Annotated in this window: 18 protein-coding genes; 6 read left to right on the top strand and 12 right to left on the bottom strand. The window is 60.6% G+C overall.

What is annotated here, in order from left to right:
- The gene (locus PDR5_RS25425; protein ID WP_064599712.1) at positions 1-1620 is read left to right on the top strand and encodes a DUF2300 domain-containing protein; all 1620 of its coding nucleotides are present in this window, start codon (positions 1-3) and stop codon (positions 1618-1620) included.
- A gap of 3 nt (positions 1621-1623) precedes the next feature.
- Entirely contained in the window at positions 1624-2436 is an 813-nt protein-coding gene (locus PDR5_RS25420) for a YfaP family protein (protein ID WP_064599710.1), read from the top strand.
- Between the two features lie 23 nt (positions 2437-2459).
- Here PDR5_RS25420 and PDR5_RS25415 read toward each other — a convergent pair whose 3' ends face one another.
- The 12 genes from PDR5_RS25415 to exaC all read right to left on the bottom strand — a co-directional run bounded on the left by PDR5_RS25415 (position 2460) and on the right by exaC (position 14024).
- Positions 2460-2894 carry a hypothetical protein gene (locus PDR5_RS25415; protein ID WP_039772002.1) on the bottom strand — a complete coding sequence of 145 codons (435 nt, stop codon included), beginning with the start codon at positions 2892-2894 and terminating at the stop codon, positions 2460-2462.
- A 15-nt stretch (positions 2895-2909) separates the two neighbouring features.
- Positions 2910-3470 carry a hypothetical protein gene (locus tag PDR5_RS25410; protein ID WP_064599708.1) on the bottom strand — a complete coding sequence of 187 codons (561 nt, stop codon included), beginning with the start codon at positions 3468-3470 and terminating at the stop codon, positions 2910-2912.
- Positions 3471-3645: 175 nt separating this feature from the next.
- Positions 3646-4080 (bottom strand): hypothetical protein, encoded by a 435-nt coding sequence (locus PDR5_RS29515; protein ID WP_082934447.1) that lies wholly within the window; start codon positions 4078-4080, stop codon positions 3646-3648.
- A gap of 448 nt (positions 4081-4528) precedes the next feature.
- On the bottom strand, positions 4529-5269 hold the full coding sequence (locus PDR5_RS25405) for a S24 family peptidase (RefSeq protein ID WP_064599705.1): 741 nt from the start codon (positions 5267-5269) through the stop codon (positions 4529-4531).
- 221 nt (positions 5270-5490) lie between these two features.
- On the bottom strand, positions 5491-6018 hold the full coding sequence (gene ppa, locus PDR5_RS25400; RefSeq protein ID WP_007933577.1) for an inorganic diphosphatase: 528 nt from the start codon (positions 6016-6018) through the stop codon (positions 5491-5493).
- A gap of 114 nt (positions 6019-6132) precedes the next feature.
- Positions 6133-6945, bottom strand: a complete 813-nt coding sequence (locus PDR5_RS25395) for a zinc-dependent peptidase (RefSeq protein WP_064599703.1) — start codon at positions 6943-6945, stop codon at positions 6133-6135.
- Positions 6946-6949: 4 nt separating this feature from the next.
- Positions 6950-7600, bottom strand: a complete 651-nt coding sequence (locus PDR5_RS25390) for a DedA family protein (RefSeq protein ID WP_011336118.1) — start codon at positions 7598-7600, stop codon at positions 6950-6952.
- A 227-nt stretch (positions 7601-7827) separates the two neighbouring features.
- Positions 7828-8289, bottom strand: a complete 462-nt coding sequence (locus PDR5_RS25385) for a GNAT family N-acetyltransferase (RefSeq protein ID WP_039771887.1) — start codon at positions 8287-8289, stop codon at positions 7828-7830.
- Positions 8290-8405: 116 nt separating this feature from the next.
- Entirely contained in the window at positions 8406-9239 is an 834-nt protein-coding gene (gene eutC / locus PDR5_RS25380; RefSeq protein WP_442963848.1) for an ethanolamine ammonia-lyase subunit EutC, read from the bottom strand.
- Complete coding sequence (locus tag PDR5_RS25375; protein WP_064599701.1) at positions 9236-10630, bottom strand: ethanolamine ammonia-lyase subunit EutB; 1395 nt, start codon at positions 10628-10630, stop codon at positions 9236-9238. The genes eutC and PDR5_RS25375 overlap by 4 nt, the downstream gene beginning before the upstream one ends.
- Positions 10631-10821: 191 nt before the next feature.
- Entirely contained in the window at positions 10822-12192 is a 1371-nt protein-coding gene (gene eat / locus PDR5_RS25370; RefSeq protein WP_064599700.1) for an ethanolamine permease, read from the bottom strand.
- Positions 12193-12503: 311 nt separating this feature from the next.
- Positions 12504-14024 carry an acetaldehyde dehydrogenase ExaC gene (gene exaC / locus PDR5_RS25365; protein ID WP_064599698.1) on the bottom strand — a complete coding sequence of 507 codons (1521 nt, stop codon included), beginning with the start codon at positions 14022-14024 and terminating at the stop codon, positions 12504-12506.
- A gap of 299 nt (positions 14025-14323) precedes the next feature.
- Here exaC and PDR5_RS25360 point away from each other — a divergent pair, with 299 nt between their 5' ends.
- The 4 genes from PDR5_RS25360 (at position 14324) to PDR5_RS25345 (ending at position 18596) form a co-directional block, all read left to right on the top strand.
- Positions 14324-16240 (top strand): sigma-54-dependent Fis family transcriptional regulator, encoded by a 1917-nt coding sequence (locus tag PDR5_RS25360; RefSeq protein WP_064599696.1) that lies wholly within the window; start codon positions 14324-14326, stop codon positions 16238-16240.
- 91 nt (positions 16241-16331) lie between these two features.
- Positions 16332-17681, top strand: coding sequence for a UDP-N-acetylmuramate:L-alanyl-gamma-D-glutamyl-meso-diaminopimelate ligase (mpl, locus tag PDR5_RS25355; RefSeq protein WP_064599693.1), 1350 nt, complete (start codon positions 16332-16334; stop codon positions 17679-17681).
- Positions 17678-18325, top strand: coding sequence for a flavin prenyltransferase UbiX (gene ubiX / locus PDR5_RS25350; protein ID WP_064599691.1), 648 nt, complete (start codon positions 17678-17680; stop codon positions 18323-18325). Before mpl ends, ubiX begins: the two co-directional genes overlap by 4 nt.
- Positions 18318-18596 carry a YceK/YidQ family lipoprotein gene (locus PDR5_RS25345; RefSeq protein ID WP_064599689.1) on the top strand — a complete coding sequence of 93 codons (279 nt, stop codon included), beginning with the start codon at positions 18318-18320 and terminating at the stop codon, positions 18594-18596. Before ubiX ends, PDR5_RS25345 begins: the two co-directional genes overlap by 8 nt.
- Positions 18597-18617 lie beyond the last annotated feature (21 nt).

Below are 18617 nucleotides of genomic sequence, written 5' to 3'. Positions count from 1 at the left end.
ATGACCCGGCTGCTGGTCTGGCTGCTGATGTGTGTGATTCCTGCGCTGGCGACGGCGCAGGATGAGCCGTTGCGCGTGGCCTACAAGGGTGAGTTGCTGTCGCTGAACACCACACAACTGACTGCTCGCGAGCCGTTGCCTTCTTCGCTGGAGACACCGCTGGGCAGTCTGTGGAAGGTGTTCGTTTATGCGTGGCTGGTGGATACCGGTGCGCGGGAACCGGCTTATGAATGTCGTGGGCAGTCGAAGGAAGAGGTTTATTGCTGCACGGCGGGCGGGAAGATCGAGCGTGATCAGGCGTTGGTGAAATCCTGCGGGTTGTATTTCGAGCCGGCGCGGTTGGGCATAACCGCTGGCGATTGGAGAACCTATTGGCAGGCGCGACAGGCGCCGTCGTGGTTGCTGGATTTGCCATCGTTGCAGCCGGCTACTCGGGTTTCCGTGGCTGACTTGCTGAAGGTTCTGGCTTTGCTGCCGGCTCAGGAGCAGATGCGTCGTGTGCTGTTCGACGTGGTGCTGAACGCGGCGGACGGCAATGTCGTCGGTGAACTTGGCGGACGCTTGCGGGTAAAAACCTGGAGCTGGCTCGGCGATCAGGATCCGCAATCACGTCAGGGTGGATTCGCTGGGTGGACGGCGGGTGGCTCGCCGATCTGGGCCGGTGGCCGGGGCACCAGTCAGATGGTTCTGCGGCATTACGGTTCGGCGTTGGCGACGGTGTTGCCCGCATCGTGGCCGGCGGAGGCGGGGCGTTGTGTTGAGGTCGGACTGTTCTCGCGTTATCCGGTTACGCGAGTGCTGTCGGGTGAGCGCGTTGCGGGCTCCGGCCCGTTGCAGGGCGATTACCGCGTCGAATTCGCCAATGGCAATGCGCTGGATATCCACAGCGACGGCGAACTGTTTCTGCTCAACGACAAACTGGTCGCCCGGCTGGATCGCGAAGAGTACGTCGCCCGCGTGCTGGAGCGTGAAGCCAAACCCGAACCCGCCGAAGCCGCCAAAGCATTGGCCGTGGCGATCCGCACCTATCTGCTGCAAAACGCCACGCGCAACGGCGAATGTTTGAGCATCGACGACAGCAGCACTCGCCAGCGTGTTGCCCCGCGTCCGGCCTCCGCCGAATCTCGCAGCATCGCCGCTTGGACGGCGGACCTGGTATTGGCCGGCAGCACCGTCACCTATCACTCCGATCAACCCGGCCCCGACAAACTCGCCTGGCAGCAAGCCGTCGAGCAAGCCAATGCCGGCCAGCGTTACGACGCTATTTTGCTGCACGCCTATCCGCGCGCGAGCCTCAGTCGCTGGGACAATCCGGTGGCGTCCTGTGAAGCGCTGCCCGCCGCGCAAGACTGGCTGCAAAAGCAACGTCGCGGCTGGCGTCCGACGCTTGAAAGCGAAACCGGTTACAACGAAGTCAGCACTTTCGCCGTCTGCAAACTCGCCTTCGGCCGCCCCTTCGTCGACCGCGAACGCCAGCGCATCTACGTGCGCGGCGTGCTGTCCCTGCAGGACCGCCTCGACCTGACTCACGAATACCTGCACCTGGCCTTTGAAGCTCACCCCAATGGCCAGGATGAAACCTATATCGAAGGGCTCGCCCGTCACCTTTTGCTGGAATAGACCATGACACTCCGTTATCCACAGGTCTTGCTGTTGCTCTGCGTATTTGCCGCGGTTTCGCCGGTGGTCGCCGCTGACGGCGTCAAACTCGACACCCCGGTCGGCGGCTGGCGCAGCGGCGCGCCCGAAGGCGAGGGCGAGAGCTTCCGCCAGACCGTCAACTATCCAGCCTCCTCGGTGAACACACCGCTCGGCCAGGCCAACACCGCCCGCATCAGCGGCGAAATCAAAGCCACACCGAAAAACAAAGAGCCCGGCCGACTGATCGTCAACGGCGTCAGCATGCCGCTGAAAATCGACGACAGCGGCCGCTTCGACCGCCCGTTCTCGTTTCCCAACGGCAGCAACAGCGTCGAAGTCCGCAGCCCGGACGGCCAGCAACGGCATCGCACGCAGTTTCTCAACACCAGCGGTGGCGCTACTCCGGCCAAACTGCGGGTGTTGCTGGCGTGGGACAGTGACGGCACCGACCTCGACCTGCACCTCATCACACCTGACGGCGCACACATCTGGTACGGCGACCGCGTCGCGCCCAACGGCGCGGCTTTGGACGTTGACGTGACCACCGGTTACGGCCCGGAAATTTTCGCCATGCCGGCGCCGATCAAGGGGCAGTATCTGGTGTACGTGAATTATTTTGGTGGTGGGTATCGCGGGGATGACGAAGGTGGGGAAGAGGCGGTGCAGCCGTTGACGACCGCACAGGTGACGGTGATTACGGAAGAGGGGACGCCTAGCGAGAAGATGGAGACTTTCATCGTGCCGATGCGGGCGGTGGGGGAGTTGACGTTGGTGAAGTCGTTTAGTTATCCCTGAGCAGGAGCCTGCTCAGGGTTGCATTAGAAGCCGGGTGGAATGTAGCCGGGCACGAACGGAACGTTGATGCACTTCCCGTGAATGATCTTCCCGTCTTCAATCCTGAACAGCACGATCTTCTTGGCCTTATTGACGGTGGCCTCCAGTTTGCAATCCGAACTGTGACCGACCGTCTCGTAGTACTCGGTGTAAACCATGCCGTTGCCGGTATGGTTCATTGAAGTCCCGGCCGCTTCTGTAGTGGTCCAGCTGGAGGATTTGAACCAAGTGAGAACCGCCAGATTCTCACCGTTGGCACCGGTCTGTTTTTTCATCGAGTCGGGTTTGCCGAACAGGTCGAGTGCTTCCTGGACATCGCGTCCTTCCCAGCGAGACTGAGCAATCAGGTGGCAGCCATGCAGCAGCAATAGTGTGGGTGTCAGCAGCACCGCCAGTAACGTTTTAGTCCATTGATTCATCATGCGTTCCGCCGCTTACTTGTTACCGAGGATCGAATCCAGATTGTCCATCATCTGCCCCTTCTCCTGAATCGGTGCCAGCTTGAAGAACATCTGTTGCATGCCCTGAATCATCTGCAAGGGCTCCATCTTGCCCAGCGCGATCATGTCCTTTTTAGCGGGGGAGCAAACAAACTCGGCGGCGCGTTGTACCCAGAACTCCTTCGGCTGCTGCCATTGGTTGTTAACTTTCAGGTGCCGCATCATGTAGGCAATGCGATCTATGGATTGCCCATTAAGAAAGCGGACCTTGTTCGTGGAGCACTGCACTTCGAGGTTGTAGGCATCGATCATCGGTTTGCCGGGTTCTTCATACACCAGCGTCACGGCCACCAATTTCGCACCCTTGGTATGGTTCGACGGCACGACTGAAGTGCTGTCGGCCACATACATGATGTTCTTGTTGGGAATGCCGTTGCCGTAAATGATCCACCAGTCACCGACGGGGTTCGGTTCTTCTGCCTGCGCGCAAGTAGTGGCGGTCAGAAGTGCGGTTGCTAGAACAAGGGATTGATTGAGTTTGAAAAACGACGACATGGTGTTGCTCCATTCCTTGGTGCTTTTGCAATGCACAAAAACAGAATGGAAATTTAGTGGCGAGGTTGGGTGAGCGGCAATTAGGGCGGATGTGCTAATGGCTTATTGCGATGGTTGAATAATCAAATGAAAGTGTTGGGAGGGGAAAGAGTAAACCGCTTTGTCATGGTCGCCATCAATCCGGGAAAACACCGCAAAGCGCGTTGCCTTGGTAACCGTGGACGATCGGTCCCAACATCATGAATGGGCCACAAGCGTATAGCGAAGATGGCACTTTTTGCTGTGTGTTGAGCAGAACGGCTTCGTTTCCGAACTCGTCTTTGCCGAAGGATTGCTCAAAGTACGACGTGCAAACCGGCAGCTTCAACGGCACCGGAACCACCAACGCCCAGACAGTAACTCCGCACCATTCTCGGACGGGTGTCGATTTTGATGTTCTGGTGATCTGTGGGGGAAGCGAGCGGTAACTTTGTGTTTTGTATGCGTCGGTTTTGAGTGTGGTTTTTTCAGGGAAGGAAATGCCTACTCCCACGCAAGCTGGCAGGCTGAGGCATATGGTCGAAACCAGTCCGACGTATTTCAGGCGTGAGTTCAGGGCAGATGGGAGCAATCTAGAACGTCCTTGTAGTGCTTTAAGCATCGAAATTGCCAAGAGCTTTTTTGCTGAACAATTGTGCAAGTAGCGCCTGCACGATTTGCGTACTGATCAGCCATTGGCTGAGCGGCTCTCGAAAACCACTTTTCCAATAGGCATTAAAAAGCCGGCTTGTGGCCGGCTTCTCGGGGACTGGCTTGGTTTATTTTTGGTAAACCGCGCCAGCCTTCAAAACGTACATCCGGATCTTGCGTCCGGCTGTGGGACTTGGTCAGACAGTGGTCTGCCGCGTCAGGCGTCATCTGGGCCGCTTGGCGGGCCGATGCGCGAATGTGGGGCGCAGGATACTGAGTTTTGTTGGGGATTCCCAGTGCGAAGTGCGGGATAGAGCGTTCTATCCATGAAAAATCCCGTATTTGTACCGACTATCCGGGCCGGTTGCCCCCTCACGACAGAAGCTGGATCAGAGAAACGGCACCACCGGCCGCCGCTTCCCCAGCGTCGACCACCAGAACACCCATCCCAGCACATGAATCCGCTGCTCCTCGATCTGCGCCGCGCGAAAGATCTCGTCCGGGTATTCGGCGCTGTTGTGGCTGCGCAGGCGCAGGGCGTTGCCGGGCATGCGGTGCAGGTATTTGATGCGCAGCATGCCGTCGTGTTCGATGGCGTAGATTTCGCCGTCCACCACCTGGGTGAGGCCGCGGTCGATGGCGAGGGTTGAGCCGTCTTCGATTTTCTCGGCCATGCTGTTGCCGATCATGTGGGTGCAGATGGCATCGGTGTGACGAATTTCCAAGGCTTCGAGGTGGCTGCGGGGCAGACGGATGGTTTGCTCCGGGTCCTTGATGACGTGGGTCTTGTCGGAACCAGGGGCAGTCGGGGCTTCCTTGTAGAGCGGCAGTTCGATGTCGTTGGTTTCGAGCACCGTGTAGACGCCGCGAATGGCATGGGCATCGAGGATGTCGCCCGACTCCGTATGCAGGTGCGGGGCGTCTTTCGGGCCTTCGCCGGTCTTCAGCCATTGGCTGTTGACGGACAGCAGGCGCGCAACTTCTTCCATGCGGTACGCGGGTACGCCCCGGGTGTACCAGTTATGAACGTTTTGGGCTTCCGTGCCCCAGAACTTTGCGAATCCCGTGGTGGTGATGTTCGCAGCTTCCAGGAGTGCCTTGAATCTTGGACCGCTAGTGTTCTTTCTCATAAACACGAGTCTACGACCGGCCTAGAGCGGTTTGAATAAACCTTGCGTTCAAAATCAGGGCAAATTTTGCGACGGGATGTAAGACGCCCTTGTGGGAAATTACACACACTAAAACTTTTCTGTAGGCCGCTATAAACAAGTCGTTTAAGCACTTATCAGGCAGGCACAAAAAACCCCGGATCAACCGGGGTTTTCTTCAAGCGTGTCGCAGGTCGCGAGGCTTAGCCTTTGTAGGCAGCAACCGACTTGGTGATCGCGGCGCGGGCAGCGTCAGCGCCGTCCCAGCCTTCGATTTTCACCCATTTGCCTTTTTCGAGATCTTTGTAGTTCGCGAAGAAGTGCTCGATCTGCTGGATCAGCAGGGCTGGCAGGTCGGTGTATTCCTTCACGTCCACGTACAGCTGGGACAGCTTGTCGTGTGGAACGGCGATGACTTTGGCATCGCCGCCGCCGTCGTCGGTCATGTTCAGGATGCCGACTGGACGCGCGCGGATCACCGAACCTGGAGCAACCGGGTAAGGGGTCACGACCAGCACATCGAGGGGATCACCGTCGTCAGCCAGGGTGTTCGGGATGTAACCGTAGTTGGCCGGGTAGAACATCGGGGTGGCCATGAAACGGTCAACGAACAGGCAATCGCTGTCTTTGTCGATTTCGTATTTGATCGGCGCGTGGTTGGCCGGGATCTCGATCGCGACGTAGATGTCGTTCGGCAGGTCTTTGCCAGCCGGAATCTTGCTGTAGCTCATTGGGCTTTGCCCCCGTTAGTTGACCAAAAACACTTGGCCGGATTGACCAAAAAGTGGCGGCGATTATAGGCATATTCTGCCGTGGACGCCATGTACCGGAAGTCGTGCAGACCTTTACTCGTGAGCCTGATAGACCGGGTCGCTGGCCTGAAGTTGCTTCAGGCGGGTCAACGGATCCTGGCGATAGAAAAGCCGCAGCTGCGCATACACCTGTGGGTAAGCCTCGTGCAACAAGTCCGGAGCGCTGAAGAAGTACTCACTCGTGACGGCGAAGAACTCGGCCGGGTTCTCGGCGGCATAGGGGTCGATGGCGGTTTCGGCGTCGGGATGGCGGTCGAGCTGGCGATTGAGGTCGTCGTACGCTGTCTGCATCACTTCGGCCCAGTCTTTCACCCGCATGTCGGCATGCAGCGGGGGCAGGCCGTTGGCGTCACCGTTGAGCATGTCGAGCTTGTGCGCCAGTTCGTGGATCACCAGGTTGTAGCCTTCCCAGCCACCGCTGGCCATTACGCCGGGCCAGGCGAGGATGATCGGCCCTTGTTGCCACGCTTCGCCGCTGTGTTCGCCGTCCCACTCATGCTCGACGCCGCTGGCATCGCGATGGCGCTGGGGGCTGAGGAAGTCGTCGGGGTAGAGGACGATTTCGTGGAAACCCTGATACCAGTTCAGATCGCCGAGATGTAAAAGCGGCAATTGGGCCTGGGCGGCGAGCAGTAGGCGTTGTTCCTGGTGCAGTTCGACGCCGGGCAGGGCGGTCAGGTGTTTGTCTTCGAGGAACAGCACGCTGGCTTCACGCAGCCACTGGTCTTCAGCGGGCGTGATGCCATCGAGAAAACTCAGGTGATGGCGCACCCGCTGCCACAGTTCGTCGGCAATCGGGTGCCTGGCCAGAATGCGCCGGCGGCGCCAGGCGCTCAGCGACCACATCGGCTTAGTGCGATTGGGCTTTGGTGCCGCCGAAACGGCTGCGAACCACGCCGATGATCATCGGAATCAGCGACAGCAGGATGATGCCGACCACCAGCAGCGACAGGTTCTTCTTGATGAACGGCACGTTGCCGAAGAAATAACCCAGCGTCACCAGACCGCCGACCCACAAAACCGTGCCGAACACGCTGAAGCCGAAGAACCGCGGGTAAGGCATCTTCGCGACACCGGCGACGAACGGTGCAAAGGTGCGGATGATCGGCAGGAAGCGCGCCAGGGTCACGGTTTTTCCGCCGTGCTTGTCGTAGAAATCGTGGGTCTGTTGCAGGTAGTCGCGGCGGAAGATTTTCGAGTTCGGATTGCTGAACAGCTTTTCACCCGCCGTTCGCCCGATCACGTAGTTGGTACTGTCGCCGAGAATCGCCGCGAGCATCAGCAAGCCCGCCAGCAATACCGGGTCCATACCGCCGCCCGCAGCCACTGCGCCGGCGATGAACAGCAGGGAATCACCCGGCAGGAATGGCATCACCACCAGACCGGTCTCGCAGAAGATCACCAGAAACAGGATGGCGTAGATCCATGGCCCGTAATTATTCACCAGCAGGTCGAGGTAAACATCGAGATGCAGGATAAGGTCGAGCGGGTTGAAATCCATGGAGGCACCTGTGGTGACGGTCTGACTCGGCAGACCTGTGCGGATGACTTCGTGTAAGCCTACAAGCGGGTGTAGTTTTTCTTACAAGCCGGAAAGATCGGGATTATACGGGCTGAGGGGTGAAAAGCGCGTTGGTTTTGTAGCGGGGGATGTCGGTGTGAATAAATGTCGGGTTGGGATTCATTTTGGGGAGGAAGTCTGCTCCCTCCCCGCAGGACACCTCGCGATCAGAGTTCTTCGCTGATCGGCAGCACGTAGTTCTTGAACTCGGTGTCTTCCTTGAACCCGATGGATTCGTAGGTTTTCTGCGCAACTTCGTTGTCGGCGCTGGTGGAGACGCGCATGCGCACGGCCTGGGTTTCCTTGGCCATTTTCTTCGCGGTGCGGATCAGGTTGTCGGCCACCAGCTGGCGGCGGGCGTCTTCGGCGACATAGATGTCGTTGAGAATCCACACGCGCTTGAGCGACAGCGAGGAAAAGCTCGGGTAGAGCTGGCAGAAGCCCATGAGTTTTCTGTCGTCGTCATCGGCCAGGGCCAGGTAGATCACCGATTCCTTGCGTCGCAGGCGCTTTTCGAGAAAGGCCCGGGACGAGTCCGGATAGGGCAGGGAGCCGTAGAACTCGCGGTACTTAACGAACAACGGGGTCAGCAAATCCAGGTGTTCGAGGGTCGCTTGGATAATCCGCATGGTAGGTCTCGTCCTTCAAGTGGCTGTCTTCACGTGCTCTGACGGCGATGGGAAACCCGGGCGGCCGTGCATCGATGCTGCCTGAAACCGGCGCAGAAAGGCAATGCGGAAACGGTTCAGGCTGGGGGCGGATCGAGTAGGAAATTACTCTTCATGTCTGCACCGGCTTCCGATTCCAGCGTCTGAACCTGCGCTTCGTCCTTCAGATTGACGCCCGACAGCTGGCGCCGACAGGCTTCGCGCATCAGATACAACAAGCGATGTGCCGCCATGCCGTAGCTGAGCCCTTCCAGCCGCACGTTGGAGATGCAATTGCGGTAAGCATCCGTGAGGCCGACCTTGGGATTGTAGGTGAAATATAAACCCAGGCTGTCCGGCGAACTGAGGCCCGGACGCTCTCCAATCAGCATCACGACCATTCTGGCGCCCAGCAACTGGCCGATTTCATCGCCAATCGCCACTCGACCCTGTTCCACCAGCACTACCGGTGCAGTCGACCATTCGTCGGCGCTCATCTGTTCTTCCAGGCGGGTGAGAAACGGCAGGGTATGCCGATGCACCGCCAGCGCCGATAGACCGTCCGCCACCACAATCACCAGATCCACACCGCCCGGATGCGCCTCGGCGTATTCGCGCAGGGTTTGCGCCGATTGATCGCTCAACTTGCGCCCCAGATCCGGGCGTTGCAGGTAGCTGTTGCGATCCACCGCCGCGCTGTGCAGCAGCAGACTGTCGCGTTGGCGCTCGGTCAGTTGGGCGCTGAGCCCGGCGTGATCGAACGGCAGATGCACCGCATCCCGAGCCTGGGCGTGGGCGTACTGGAAATCCAGTTGTGCGCGGGTCGGCAGGCTGGTGCCAGTACGACCGAGGGCAATGCGCGCCGGGGTCAGACGACGCAGCTCCAGCCACGGGTTTTGCGGATCGACGGGCGGTTTTTCCATCTGACTCATCCCAGTTGCGCCAAGGCCTGGCGGAAGGCCGGCGGCAGGTTGTTGCCGAAGCGGACCTTGCCGTCCGCCTGGGTGAAGATGCCCATGTTCGCCAGCCACTGCTCGAACTCCGGCGCCGGTTTCAGGCCCAGGGTCTGGCGCGCGTAGAGCGCGTCGTGGAACGAAGTGGTCTGGTAGTTGAGCATGATGTCGTCGGAGCCGGGGATGCCCATGATGAAGTTGATCCCGGCCACGCCGAGCAGGGTCAGCAGGGTGTCCATGTCGTCCTGGTCGGCTTCGGCGTGGTTGGTGTAGCAGATGTCGCAGCCCATCGGCACGCCGAGCAACTTGCCGCAGAAGTGGTCTTCGAGGCCGGCGCGGATGATCTGTTTGCCGTTGTAGAGGTATTCCGGGCCGATGAATCCTACGACGGTGTTCACCAGAAACGGCTTGAAATGGCGCGCCACGGCGTAGGCCCGGGTCTCGCAGGTCTGTTGATCGACGCCGTGGTGGGCGTTGGCCGACAGCGCGCTGCCTTGACCGGTTTCGAAATACATCAGGTTTTGCCCGAGTGTGCCGCGATTGAGGCTCAGGCCCGCTTCATAACCCTCCTGCAAGATGTTCAGGTTGATACCGAAACTGGCGTTGGCCGCTTCGGTGCCGGCAATCGACTGGAACACCAGATCCAGCGGCACGCCACGGTTGATCGCTTCTATAGAGGTGGTGACGTGGGTCAGCACGCAGGCCTGGGTCGGAATGTCGTAGCGCTGGATGATCGCGTCGAGCATTTCCAGCATCGCGCAGATCGAGGCGATGCTGTCGGTGGCCGGGTTGATGCCGATCATCGCGTCGCCGTTGCCGTACAGCAGACCGTCGAGAATGCTCGCGGCGATGCCGGACGGTTCGTCGGTCGGGTGATTGGGTTGCAGCCTTGTGGATAACCGTCCACGCAGGCCGAGGGTGCCGCGAAATTTCGTGACCACGCGGATTTTCTGCGCCACCAGCACCAGATCCTGCACGCGCATGATCTTCGACACGGCAGCGACCATTTCCGGCGTCAGGCCGGGGGCGAGGGCGCGCAGGCTGGTTTCATCGGCGGCGTCACTGAGCAGCCAGTCGCGAAAGCCGCCGACGGTGAGATGGCTGACCACGGCGAAAGCCTGTTTATCCTGGGTGTCGATGATCAGTCGGGTGACTTCATCGGTTTCGTAGGGAATCAGCGCTTCCTGCAGGAAATGCGTGAGCGGGATGTCGGCCAGTGCCATTTGCGCGGCTACCCGCTCGCCATCGTTGAGCGCGGCGACGCCGGCCAGGAAATCCCCGGAGCGTGCCGGGCTGGCCTTGGCCATCACGTCCTTGAGGCTGTCGAAACGATAGGTCTGGGCGCCGACGGTATGGGCAAATGCGGCCATTGGGCGCGTTCCTCCTGGTTCTGTGGATAACTCGATCCCCTGTGGGAGCGGGCTTGCTCGCGAAGGCGTCGTGTCAGGCGACATCATTGTTGAATGACGCACCGCATTCGCGAGCAAGCCCGCTCCCACATTGGATCTTTATGCACTTCTATATAGCGGGCACCGGGCGAAAGGCGCGGTGCCGGTGCAATTCATATACCTTCGAGCATAGCGTCTGTCGGTGCTTCGGAGCGTTGCTTGGCGGTCAGCTGGAAATACAGGTAACCGGCGGCCATGAACCCGAGGAACACACAACCGATCAGCGTGTTGAACCAGGCCATCGCCACCAGGCACACCAGCGCCAGAAACAACGCGATGGCCGGCACCACCGGGTAACCGGGCGCGCGGAAGGTGCGTTCCAGATTCGGCTCGGTTTTGCGCAGTTTGAACAGGCTGAGCATGCTGATGATGTACATCACGATGGCGCCGAACACCGACATGGTGATCATCGCCGCCGTCAGGGTCATGCCTTGCAGATTGACCACACCGTCGCTGTAGATTGCCGCGATGCCGACCACGCCGCCCGCCAGGATCGCCCGGTGCGGCGTCTGGAAGCGCGAGAGTTTGGCCAGACCTTTGGGCAGATAACCGGCCCGGGCCAGGGCAAAGAACTGTCGCGAGTAGCCGAGGATGATCCCGTGGAAACTCGCCACCAGCCCGAACAGGCCGATCCACACCAGCATGTGCATCCAGGTCGAATTGTTGCCGACTACCGCTTTCATTGCCTGCGGCAGCGGATCGTTGATGTTCGACAGTTGACGCCAGTCGCCGACGCCGCCAGCCATCACCATCACACCGATAGCGAGAAACACCAAAGTCAGGATGCCGCTGACGTAGGCCCGTGGAATTGTGCGTTTCGGATCCTTGGCTTCCTCGGCCGCCATGGCTGCGCCTTCGATGGCGAGGAAAAACCAGATCGCGAAGGGAATCGCGGCGAAAATGCCCGGAATCGAACCCATCGTGAATTCATTGGCGCCGGACCAGCCGTTCAGCACAAAGTTGCTGAAGCTGAAGCCCGGCGCGACCACGCCCATGAACACCAGCAGTTCGGCGACGGCGAGCACGGTCACCACCAGCTCGAAGGTCGCGGCGATGCTGACGCCAAGGATGTTCAGGGTCATGAACACAAAATACGCGCCGACCGCCGCGAGTTTTGGATCGAGCCCCGGATATTGCACGTTCAGATAGGCGCCGATGGCCATGGCGATGGCCGGCGGGGCGAACACGAATTCGATCAGGGTGGCGATGCCGGCGATCAATCCACCTTTTTCGCCGAACGCCCGACGGCTGTAGGCAAACGGCCCGCCCGCGTGAGGAATCGCGGTGGTCAGTTCGGTGAAACTGAAGATGAAGCAGGTGTACATGGTCGCGACCATCAGGGCCGTGACCAGGAAACCCAGGGTTCCCGCGGTGCCCCAGCCGTAACTCCAGCCGAAGTATTCGCCGGAAATCACCAGGCCGACGGCAATGCCCCAGAGGTGCAGGGTGCCGAGTGTGGGTTTGAGCTGTGTGGTGGAAGTCATAAGTCCTCTCTGTCTTTTTTATTGTTCGATCTGTTGGACTTTCAGGAGTAGCGGTTGGGTGGGTGGAGGCTGTTCACGCAGCGGCAGTGTTCACGCAAATCCTGAATGACGGGTACGCAAGGCCCGTGCCAGAGCGGCCAGGCTTTGTGTTGTGTCACTTAGGACGCCTTCGCGAGCAAGTCCGCTCCCACATTGGATTTGTGCAGAATCCAATAATGTGGGCCGACGCAAGTCCCCTGTGGGAGCGGGCTTGCTCGCGAAGGCGATTGAACAGGCAACACAGAATCAAATTATCTGTGTTGCCCCGAGGTTTAGAAGAAGCCCAACGGATTGATGTCGTAGCTCACCAACAGGTTTTTGGTCTGCTGGTAGTGGTCGAGCATCATCTTGTGGGTTTCACGGCCGACGCCGGACTTCTTGTACCCGCCGAACGCGGCGTGCGCCGGGTACAGGTGGTAGCAGTTGGTCCACACGCGACCCGCCTTGATGGCACGGCCCATGCGATAGGCGCGGTTGATGTCGCGGGTCCAGAGGCCGGCACCGAGGCCGAACTCGGTGTCGTTGGCAATCGCCAGGGCTTCGGCTTCGTCCTTGAAGGTGGTAATGCTCACCACCGGGCCGAAGATTTCTTCCTGGAACACACGCATCTTGTTGGTGCCCTTGAGCAGGGTCGGCTGGATGTAGTAACCGGAAGCCAGGTTGCCTTCGAGTTTTTCCACCTTGCCGCCGGTCAGCAGTTCGGCACCTTCGCCCTTGGCGATTTCCAGGTACGACAGGATCTTGTCGAATTGCTGCTCGGACGCCTGGGCGCCGACCATGGTATCGGTGTCGAGTGGGTCGCCACGTTTGATCTGGCTGACTTTCTTCATCACCGCTTCCATGAACTGCGGATAGATCGACTCCTGAACCAGTGCACGGGACGGGCAGGTGCAGACTTCGCCCTGATTGAAGAACGCCAGCACCAGGCCTTCGGCAGCTTTTTCAATGAAGCTTGGCTCGGCCTGCATGATGTCTTCGAAGAAGATGTTCGGCGACTTGCCGCCCAGCTCTACGGTGGACGGAATGATGTTTTCGGCAGCGCATTTCATGATGTGCGAGCCGACCGGGGTCGAGCCGGTGAAGGCGATCTTGGCGATGCGCTTGCTGGTGGCCAGGGCTTCGCCGGCTTCTTTGCCGAACCCTTGCACCACGTTGAGCACGCCCGGCGGCAGCAGGTCGCCGATCAGTTCCAGCAGCACGCTGATGCCCAGCGGGGTTTGCTCGGCAGGCTTGAGCACCACGCAGTTGCCGGCGGCCAGGGCCGGGGCGAGTTTCCATGCGGCCATCAGGATCGGGAAGTTCCACGGGATGATCTGGCCGACCACACCCAGTGGTTCATGGATGTGATAGGCCACGGTGTTGCCATCGATCTCGGCGGCGCTGCCTTCCTGGGCGCGCAGGCACCCGGCGAAGTAGCGGAAATGGTCGGCAGCCAGCGGGATGTCGGCGTTGAGGGTTTCGCGGATGGCTTTGCCGTTGTCCCAGGTTTCGGTGATCGCCAGGGTTTCGAGGTTCTGTTCGATGCGGTCGGCGATTTTCAGCAGGATCAGCGAGCGGGCCTGGGCGGAAGTGGAACCCCAGGCATCGGCAGCGGCGTGGGCGGCGTCCAGGGCCTTGTCGATGTCTTCGGCGGTGGAACGCGGGAATTCGGCAATTGGCTGGCCATTCACTGGCGAGGTATTGGTGAAGTACTGACCTTTGACAGGCGCGACGAACTCGCCGCCGATGTAGTTACCGTACTTGCTCTTGAACGAGACTTTGGCGCCTTCAGTACCGGGGTGAGCGTAACGCATGATGTTCTCCTTGGCTGTTGTACTTATCAGAGAGACGCGCATGAGCGCTTGCTATAAGCGTAGAGCAAAGGCCGGGCCACTGCCGTGCAGGTCAGGCAAATCAAGGCCTTGCGTGATTTCTGTCGGACAAGTGGCGAACGTCTGTGACGGTATCGGTACAGCCTGGGTGACAGTTTGTACCGCTTCTGGCACAACCCGTGACCGGGCGGTCTTGCCAGCATTGCAAAGACCGGTGGGCTGGAGGATGCTGGGCACCACTTCACGCATGGGCCGATGAGCCTCGGGGAGAATAATAAGAAATGCACGACAACCATTTGAGTCGCCATGCCCGGCAGGTTCTCACCGTCACCCAGGGCAAGCCGCACCTGCACGGCCCCGGTGCCGACCCGTCGATTGCCCGTTCGTGGCTGCGTTGTCTTGAGGATTATCACCTCGACCCGGCCCTGACCGTGGCGCCGACCGTGCTCGAACACGGTCGAATCCTCGAAAGCCGCGAACGGCTGCAACAGGTGTTGCAGATTGCCGGCAATGAAATGAGCAGCCTGCATCAACAACTCTCCGGCGCCGGCCACGCGGTGCTGCTGACCGACGCGCGCGGGGTGATCCTCAACTGCGTCACCGCTCCCGCTGAACGCAAGATTTTCGAACGCGCCGGCCTGTGGCTGGGTTCCGACTGGAGCGAGGCCTGCGAGGGCACCAACGGCATCGGCACCTGCCTGGTGGAGCGTCAGGCTCTGACCATCCATCAGGACGAACACTTCCGCGGCCGCCACACCGGCCTGACTTGCTCGGCGAGCCCGGTGTTTGACCCGCACGGCGAACTGCTGGCGGTGCTCGACGTTTCCTCGGCGCGGCATGACGTCTCGCGCCAGAGCCAGTTCCACACCATGGCGCTGGTCAATCTGTCGGCGAAGATGATCGAGAGCTGCTATTTCCTGCGTTGTTTCGATAACCAATGGTTGCTGCGTTTTCATCTCCAGGCCGAGTCCGTCGGGCTGTTCAGCGAAGGGTTGCTGGCGTTTGACGGGGACGGGCGGATCAGCGCGGTCAATCAGAGTGCCTTGAACCTGCTCGGGCACATTCGTGGCGGCTTGCTCGGTAAGCCGGTTGAGGCGTTTTTCGATTGTTTGCTGGATGAGTTGCTCGGGCGCGCCAGCGCCAATGCCAGCGCCAGTTGGCCGCTGCGCACCCGTGACGGGCGGCATCTGTTTGCGGTGCTGCGCGGTGAGACCCGCCGGCCGTTGCCGGTCGCGCCGGCTCCCGCGCCTGTGGAAGCGCCGCGTCTTGCAGGCATTTGCCTCGGTGATGCGACGTTGCAGGCGGATTTCCGCAAGTCGCTGCGGGTGTTCGAGCGTGACGTGCCGCTGCTGATCAACGGTGAAACCGGCTCCGGCAAGGAAGCATTCGCCAAGGCTGTGCATAACGCCAGCCAGCGCGCCGGCAAAGCGTTCGTCGCTCTCAACTGCGCGGCAATTCCCGAAAGCCTGATCGAGAGCGAGCTGTTCGGATATCGCGGCGGCAGTTTCACCGGTGCGCGCAAGGACGGCATGCGCGGCAAGTTGCAGCAGGCCGATGGCGGCACGCTGTTCCTCGATGAAATCGGCGACATGCCGTTGGCCTTGCAGACCCGTCTGCTGCGGGTGCTTGAGGACCGGCAAGTGGTGCCCATTGGCGGCGAGCCGGAAGCGGTCAACGTGCGGATCATCAGCGCCACTCACCGCAATTTGCTGGAGCGGGTCGGTGATGGCAGCTTTCGGGAGGACCTTTACTACCGGCTCAACGGACTGGAAGTCGCGTTGCCGCCGTTGCGCGAGCGCAGTGACAAATCTCAGCTGCTGGATTTCCTGCTGGCCGAAGAGGCGGGCGGGGAAAAGATCCTGATCGAAGAACCGGCGCGCCAGGCGTTGCTGGGCTTCAACTGGCCGGGCAATGTGCGGCAGATGCGCAATGTGCTGCGCACGCTGGCGGCATTGTGCGATGAAGGGCGGATCGGGTTGGAGGATCTGCCGGCGATGTTTCGGCAGGTGCAGCCGCTGTTGGTCAAAGTCGATGAATCGTCGTCCGAACATCCATTGGAAGATGCCGAGCGGCTGGCGTTGCTCAATGCGCTGGAACACACGCGCTGGCACATGACCCACACGGCGCAGCAGCTCGGCGTGAGCCGCAATACGCTTTATAGAAAGCTGCGCAAGCACGGGATTGCCCGAACTGCTTGAATCCCCCTCCCGACAAGGTCGGGTGATCAGCTAAAGAGTGCGATTTCCCCCTCCCTGCGCTAACCTGCGGCCATGTTTTACGAGGTCGACTATGCACATTCATATTCTGGGTATCTGCGGGACTTTCATGGGCTCGATGGCGGTTCTGGCCAAAGAGCTGGGCCATCACGTGACCGGCTCCGATGCCAACGTCTATCCGCCGATGAGCACCCAGCTCGAAGCTCAGGGTATTCAGCTGACCCAGGGTTACGACCCGGCGCAGCTTGATCCGGCGCCGGATCTGGTGGTGATCGGCAACGCCATGTCCCGCGGCAACCCGGCGGTGGAATATGTGCTGAACAAAGGCCTGCCGTACGTTTCCGGCCCGCAGTGGCTGGCCGACCATGTGCTGCAAGGTCGCTGGGTGCTGGCGGTTGCCGGTACGCACGGCAAGACAACGACCAGCAGCATGCTCGCCTGGGTGCTGGAGCACGCCGGCATGAGCCCGGGTTTCCTGATCGGCGGCGTGCCGCAGAATTTCTCGGTGTCGGCGCGTCTGGGCGGCACGCCGTTCTTCGTGATCGAAGCCGACGAGTACGACAGCGCGTTCTTCGACAAGCGCTCGAAGTTCGTCCACTACCGTCCGCGTACCGCGATCCTCAACAACCTTGAGTTCGATCACGCCGACATCTTCCCTGATCTACCGGCTATCGAACGGCAATTCCACCACTTGGTGCGCACCATCCCGAGCGAAGGGCTGGTGATTCACCCGACCACTGAGCCGGCCTTGCAGCGCGTGATCGAAATGGGCTGCTGGACTCCGGTGCAAACCACCGGTGCTGGCGGTCAGTGGCAGGTCAAGTTGCTGAAAGACGACGGCTCGGCGTTCGAAGTGATGTTCGAAGGCGTATCCCAAGGCGTGGTCGAGTGGGAATTGACCGGTCAGCACAACGTTGCCAACGCCTTGGCCACTCTGGCTGCCGCGCGTCACGTCGGCGTTGTACCGTCGATGGGCATCGCCGGGTTGAGCGCGTTCAAGAGCGTCAAACGCCGGATGGAGAAAGTCGCGGAAGTGCGCGGCATCACCATCTACGACGACTTCGCCCACCACCCGACCGCGATTGCCACGACCCTCGACGGCTTGCGCAAACGTATTGGCGATGCGCCGCTGATCGCGATCATCGAGCCGCGCTCCAACTCGATGAAGCTCGGCGCCCACCGTGACGGTCTGCCGGACAGCGTGGTCGATGCCGATCAGGTGATCTGGTACGCCCCGGCCAACCTCGGCTGGGATCTGGCAGGCACCGCCGCGTTGTGCACCGTGCCGTCGATCGTCAGCGATTCGCTGGAAGGCATCATCGAACGCGTGAAGAGCCACGCCCAGCCCGGCACCCACGTGGTGATCATGAGCAACGGCGGCTTCGGTGGCCTGCACGGCAAACTCGCCGAGGCGCTGAAATGAGCAGTCGTTTCGAGAGCAATGGCCCCGAACGCATCACGCTGGCGATGACCGGCGCGTCCGGCGCCCAGTACGGTTTGCGCCTGCTGGATTGTCTGGTGCGCGAGGATCGCGAGGTGCACTTTCTGATCTCCAAGGCCGCGCAACTGGTGATGGCCACCGAGACTGACGTGTCGTTGCCGGCCAAGCCGCAAATGATGCAGGCGTTCCTCACCGAATACACCGGCGCGGCCGCCGGGCAGATCCGCGTGTACGGCAAGGAAGACTGGATGTCGCCGGTGGCCTCGGGCTCCGGCGCTCCGGCGGCCATGGTGGTGGTGCCGTGTTCGACGGGCACCTTGTCGGCCATCGCCACCGGCGCCTGCAACAACCTGATCGAACGGGCGGCGGACGTGACGTTGAAGGAACGGCGCCAGTTGATTCTGGTGCCGCGCGAAGCGCCGTATTCGAGCATTCACCTGGAACACATGCTCAAGTTGTCGAACATGGGCGTGACCATCCTGCCAGCCTCGCCGGGCTTCTATCACCAGCCGCAGACCATCGATGACCTGATCGATTTCGTGGTGGCGCGGATTCTCAATCTGCTGGGCATCCCTCAAGACATGCTGCCGCGCTGGGGCGAACACCATCTGAGCAGCGATGAATAAGTTGCTGGCGATCCTGCTGGTGTTGCAACTTACTGGCTGCGCCACGGCGCGCACGCTGGATGCCGCCAAGCCCGGCGCGCCGGTGGTGTATTCCGGCACCCGGCTGGATCTGTATGCGATGAATGGCGGATGTTGCGCGATGGATCGATTCGGCGCCGAGGCGCCGAGTTACCCCGGTGTGGATCTGCCGGCCAGCGCACTGCTCGACACGCTGCTGTTGTCGTTGCTGACGGTGATCGGCGTGGGGTTCCAGGCGACTGGCGGACTCTAAAAAGATCACAGCCAATGGCTG

Origin of the sequence: Pseudomonas sp. DR 5-09 (assembly GCF_001655595.1) — a bacterium.
Taxonomy (GTDB): Bacteria; Pseudomonadota; Gammaproteobacteria; order Pseudomonadales; family Pseudomonadaceae; genus Aquipseudomonas; species Aquipseudomonas pharyngis.
This window is presented reverse-complemented; position numbering and strand designations above follow the sequence as displayed.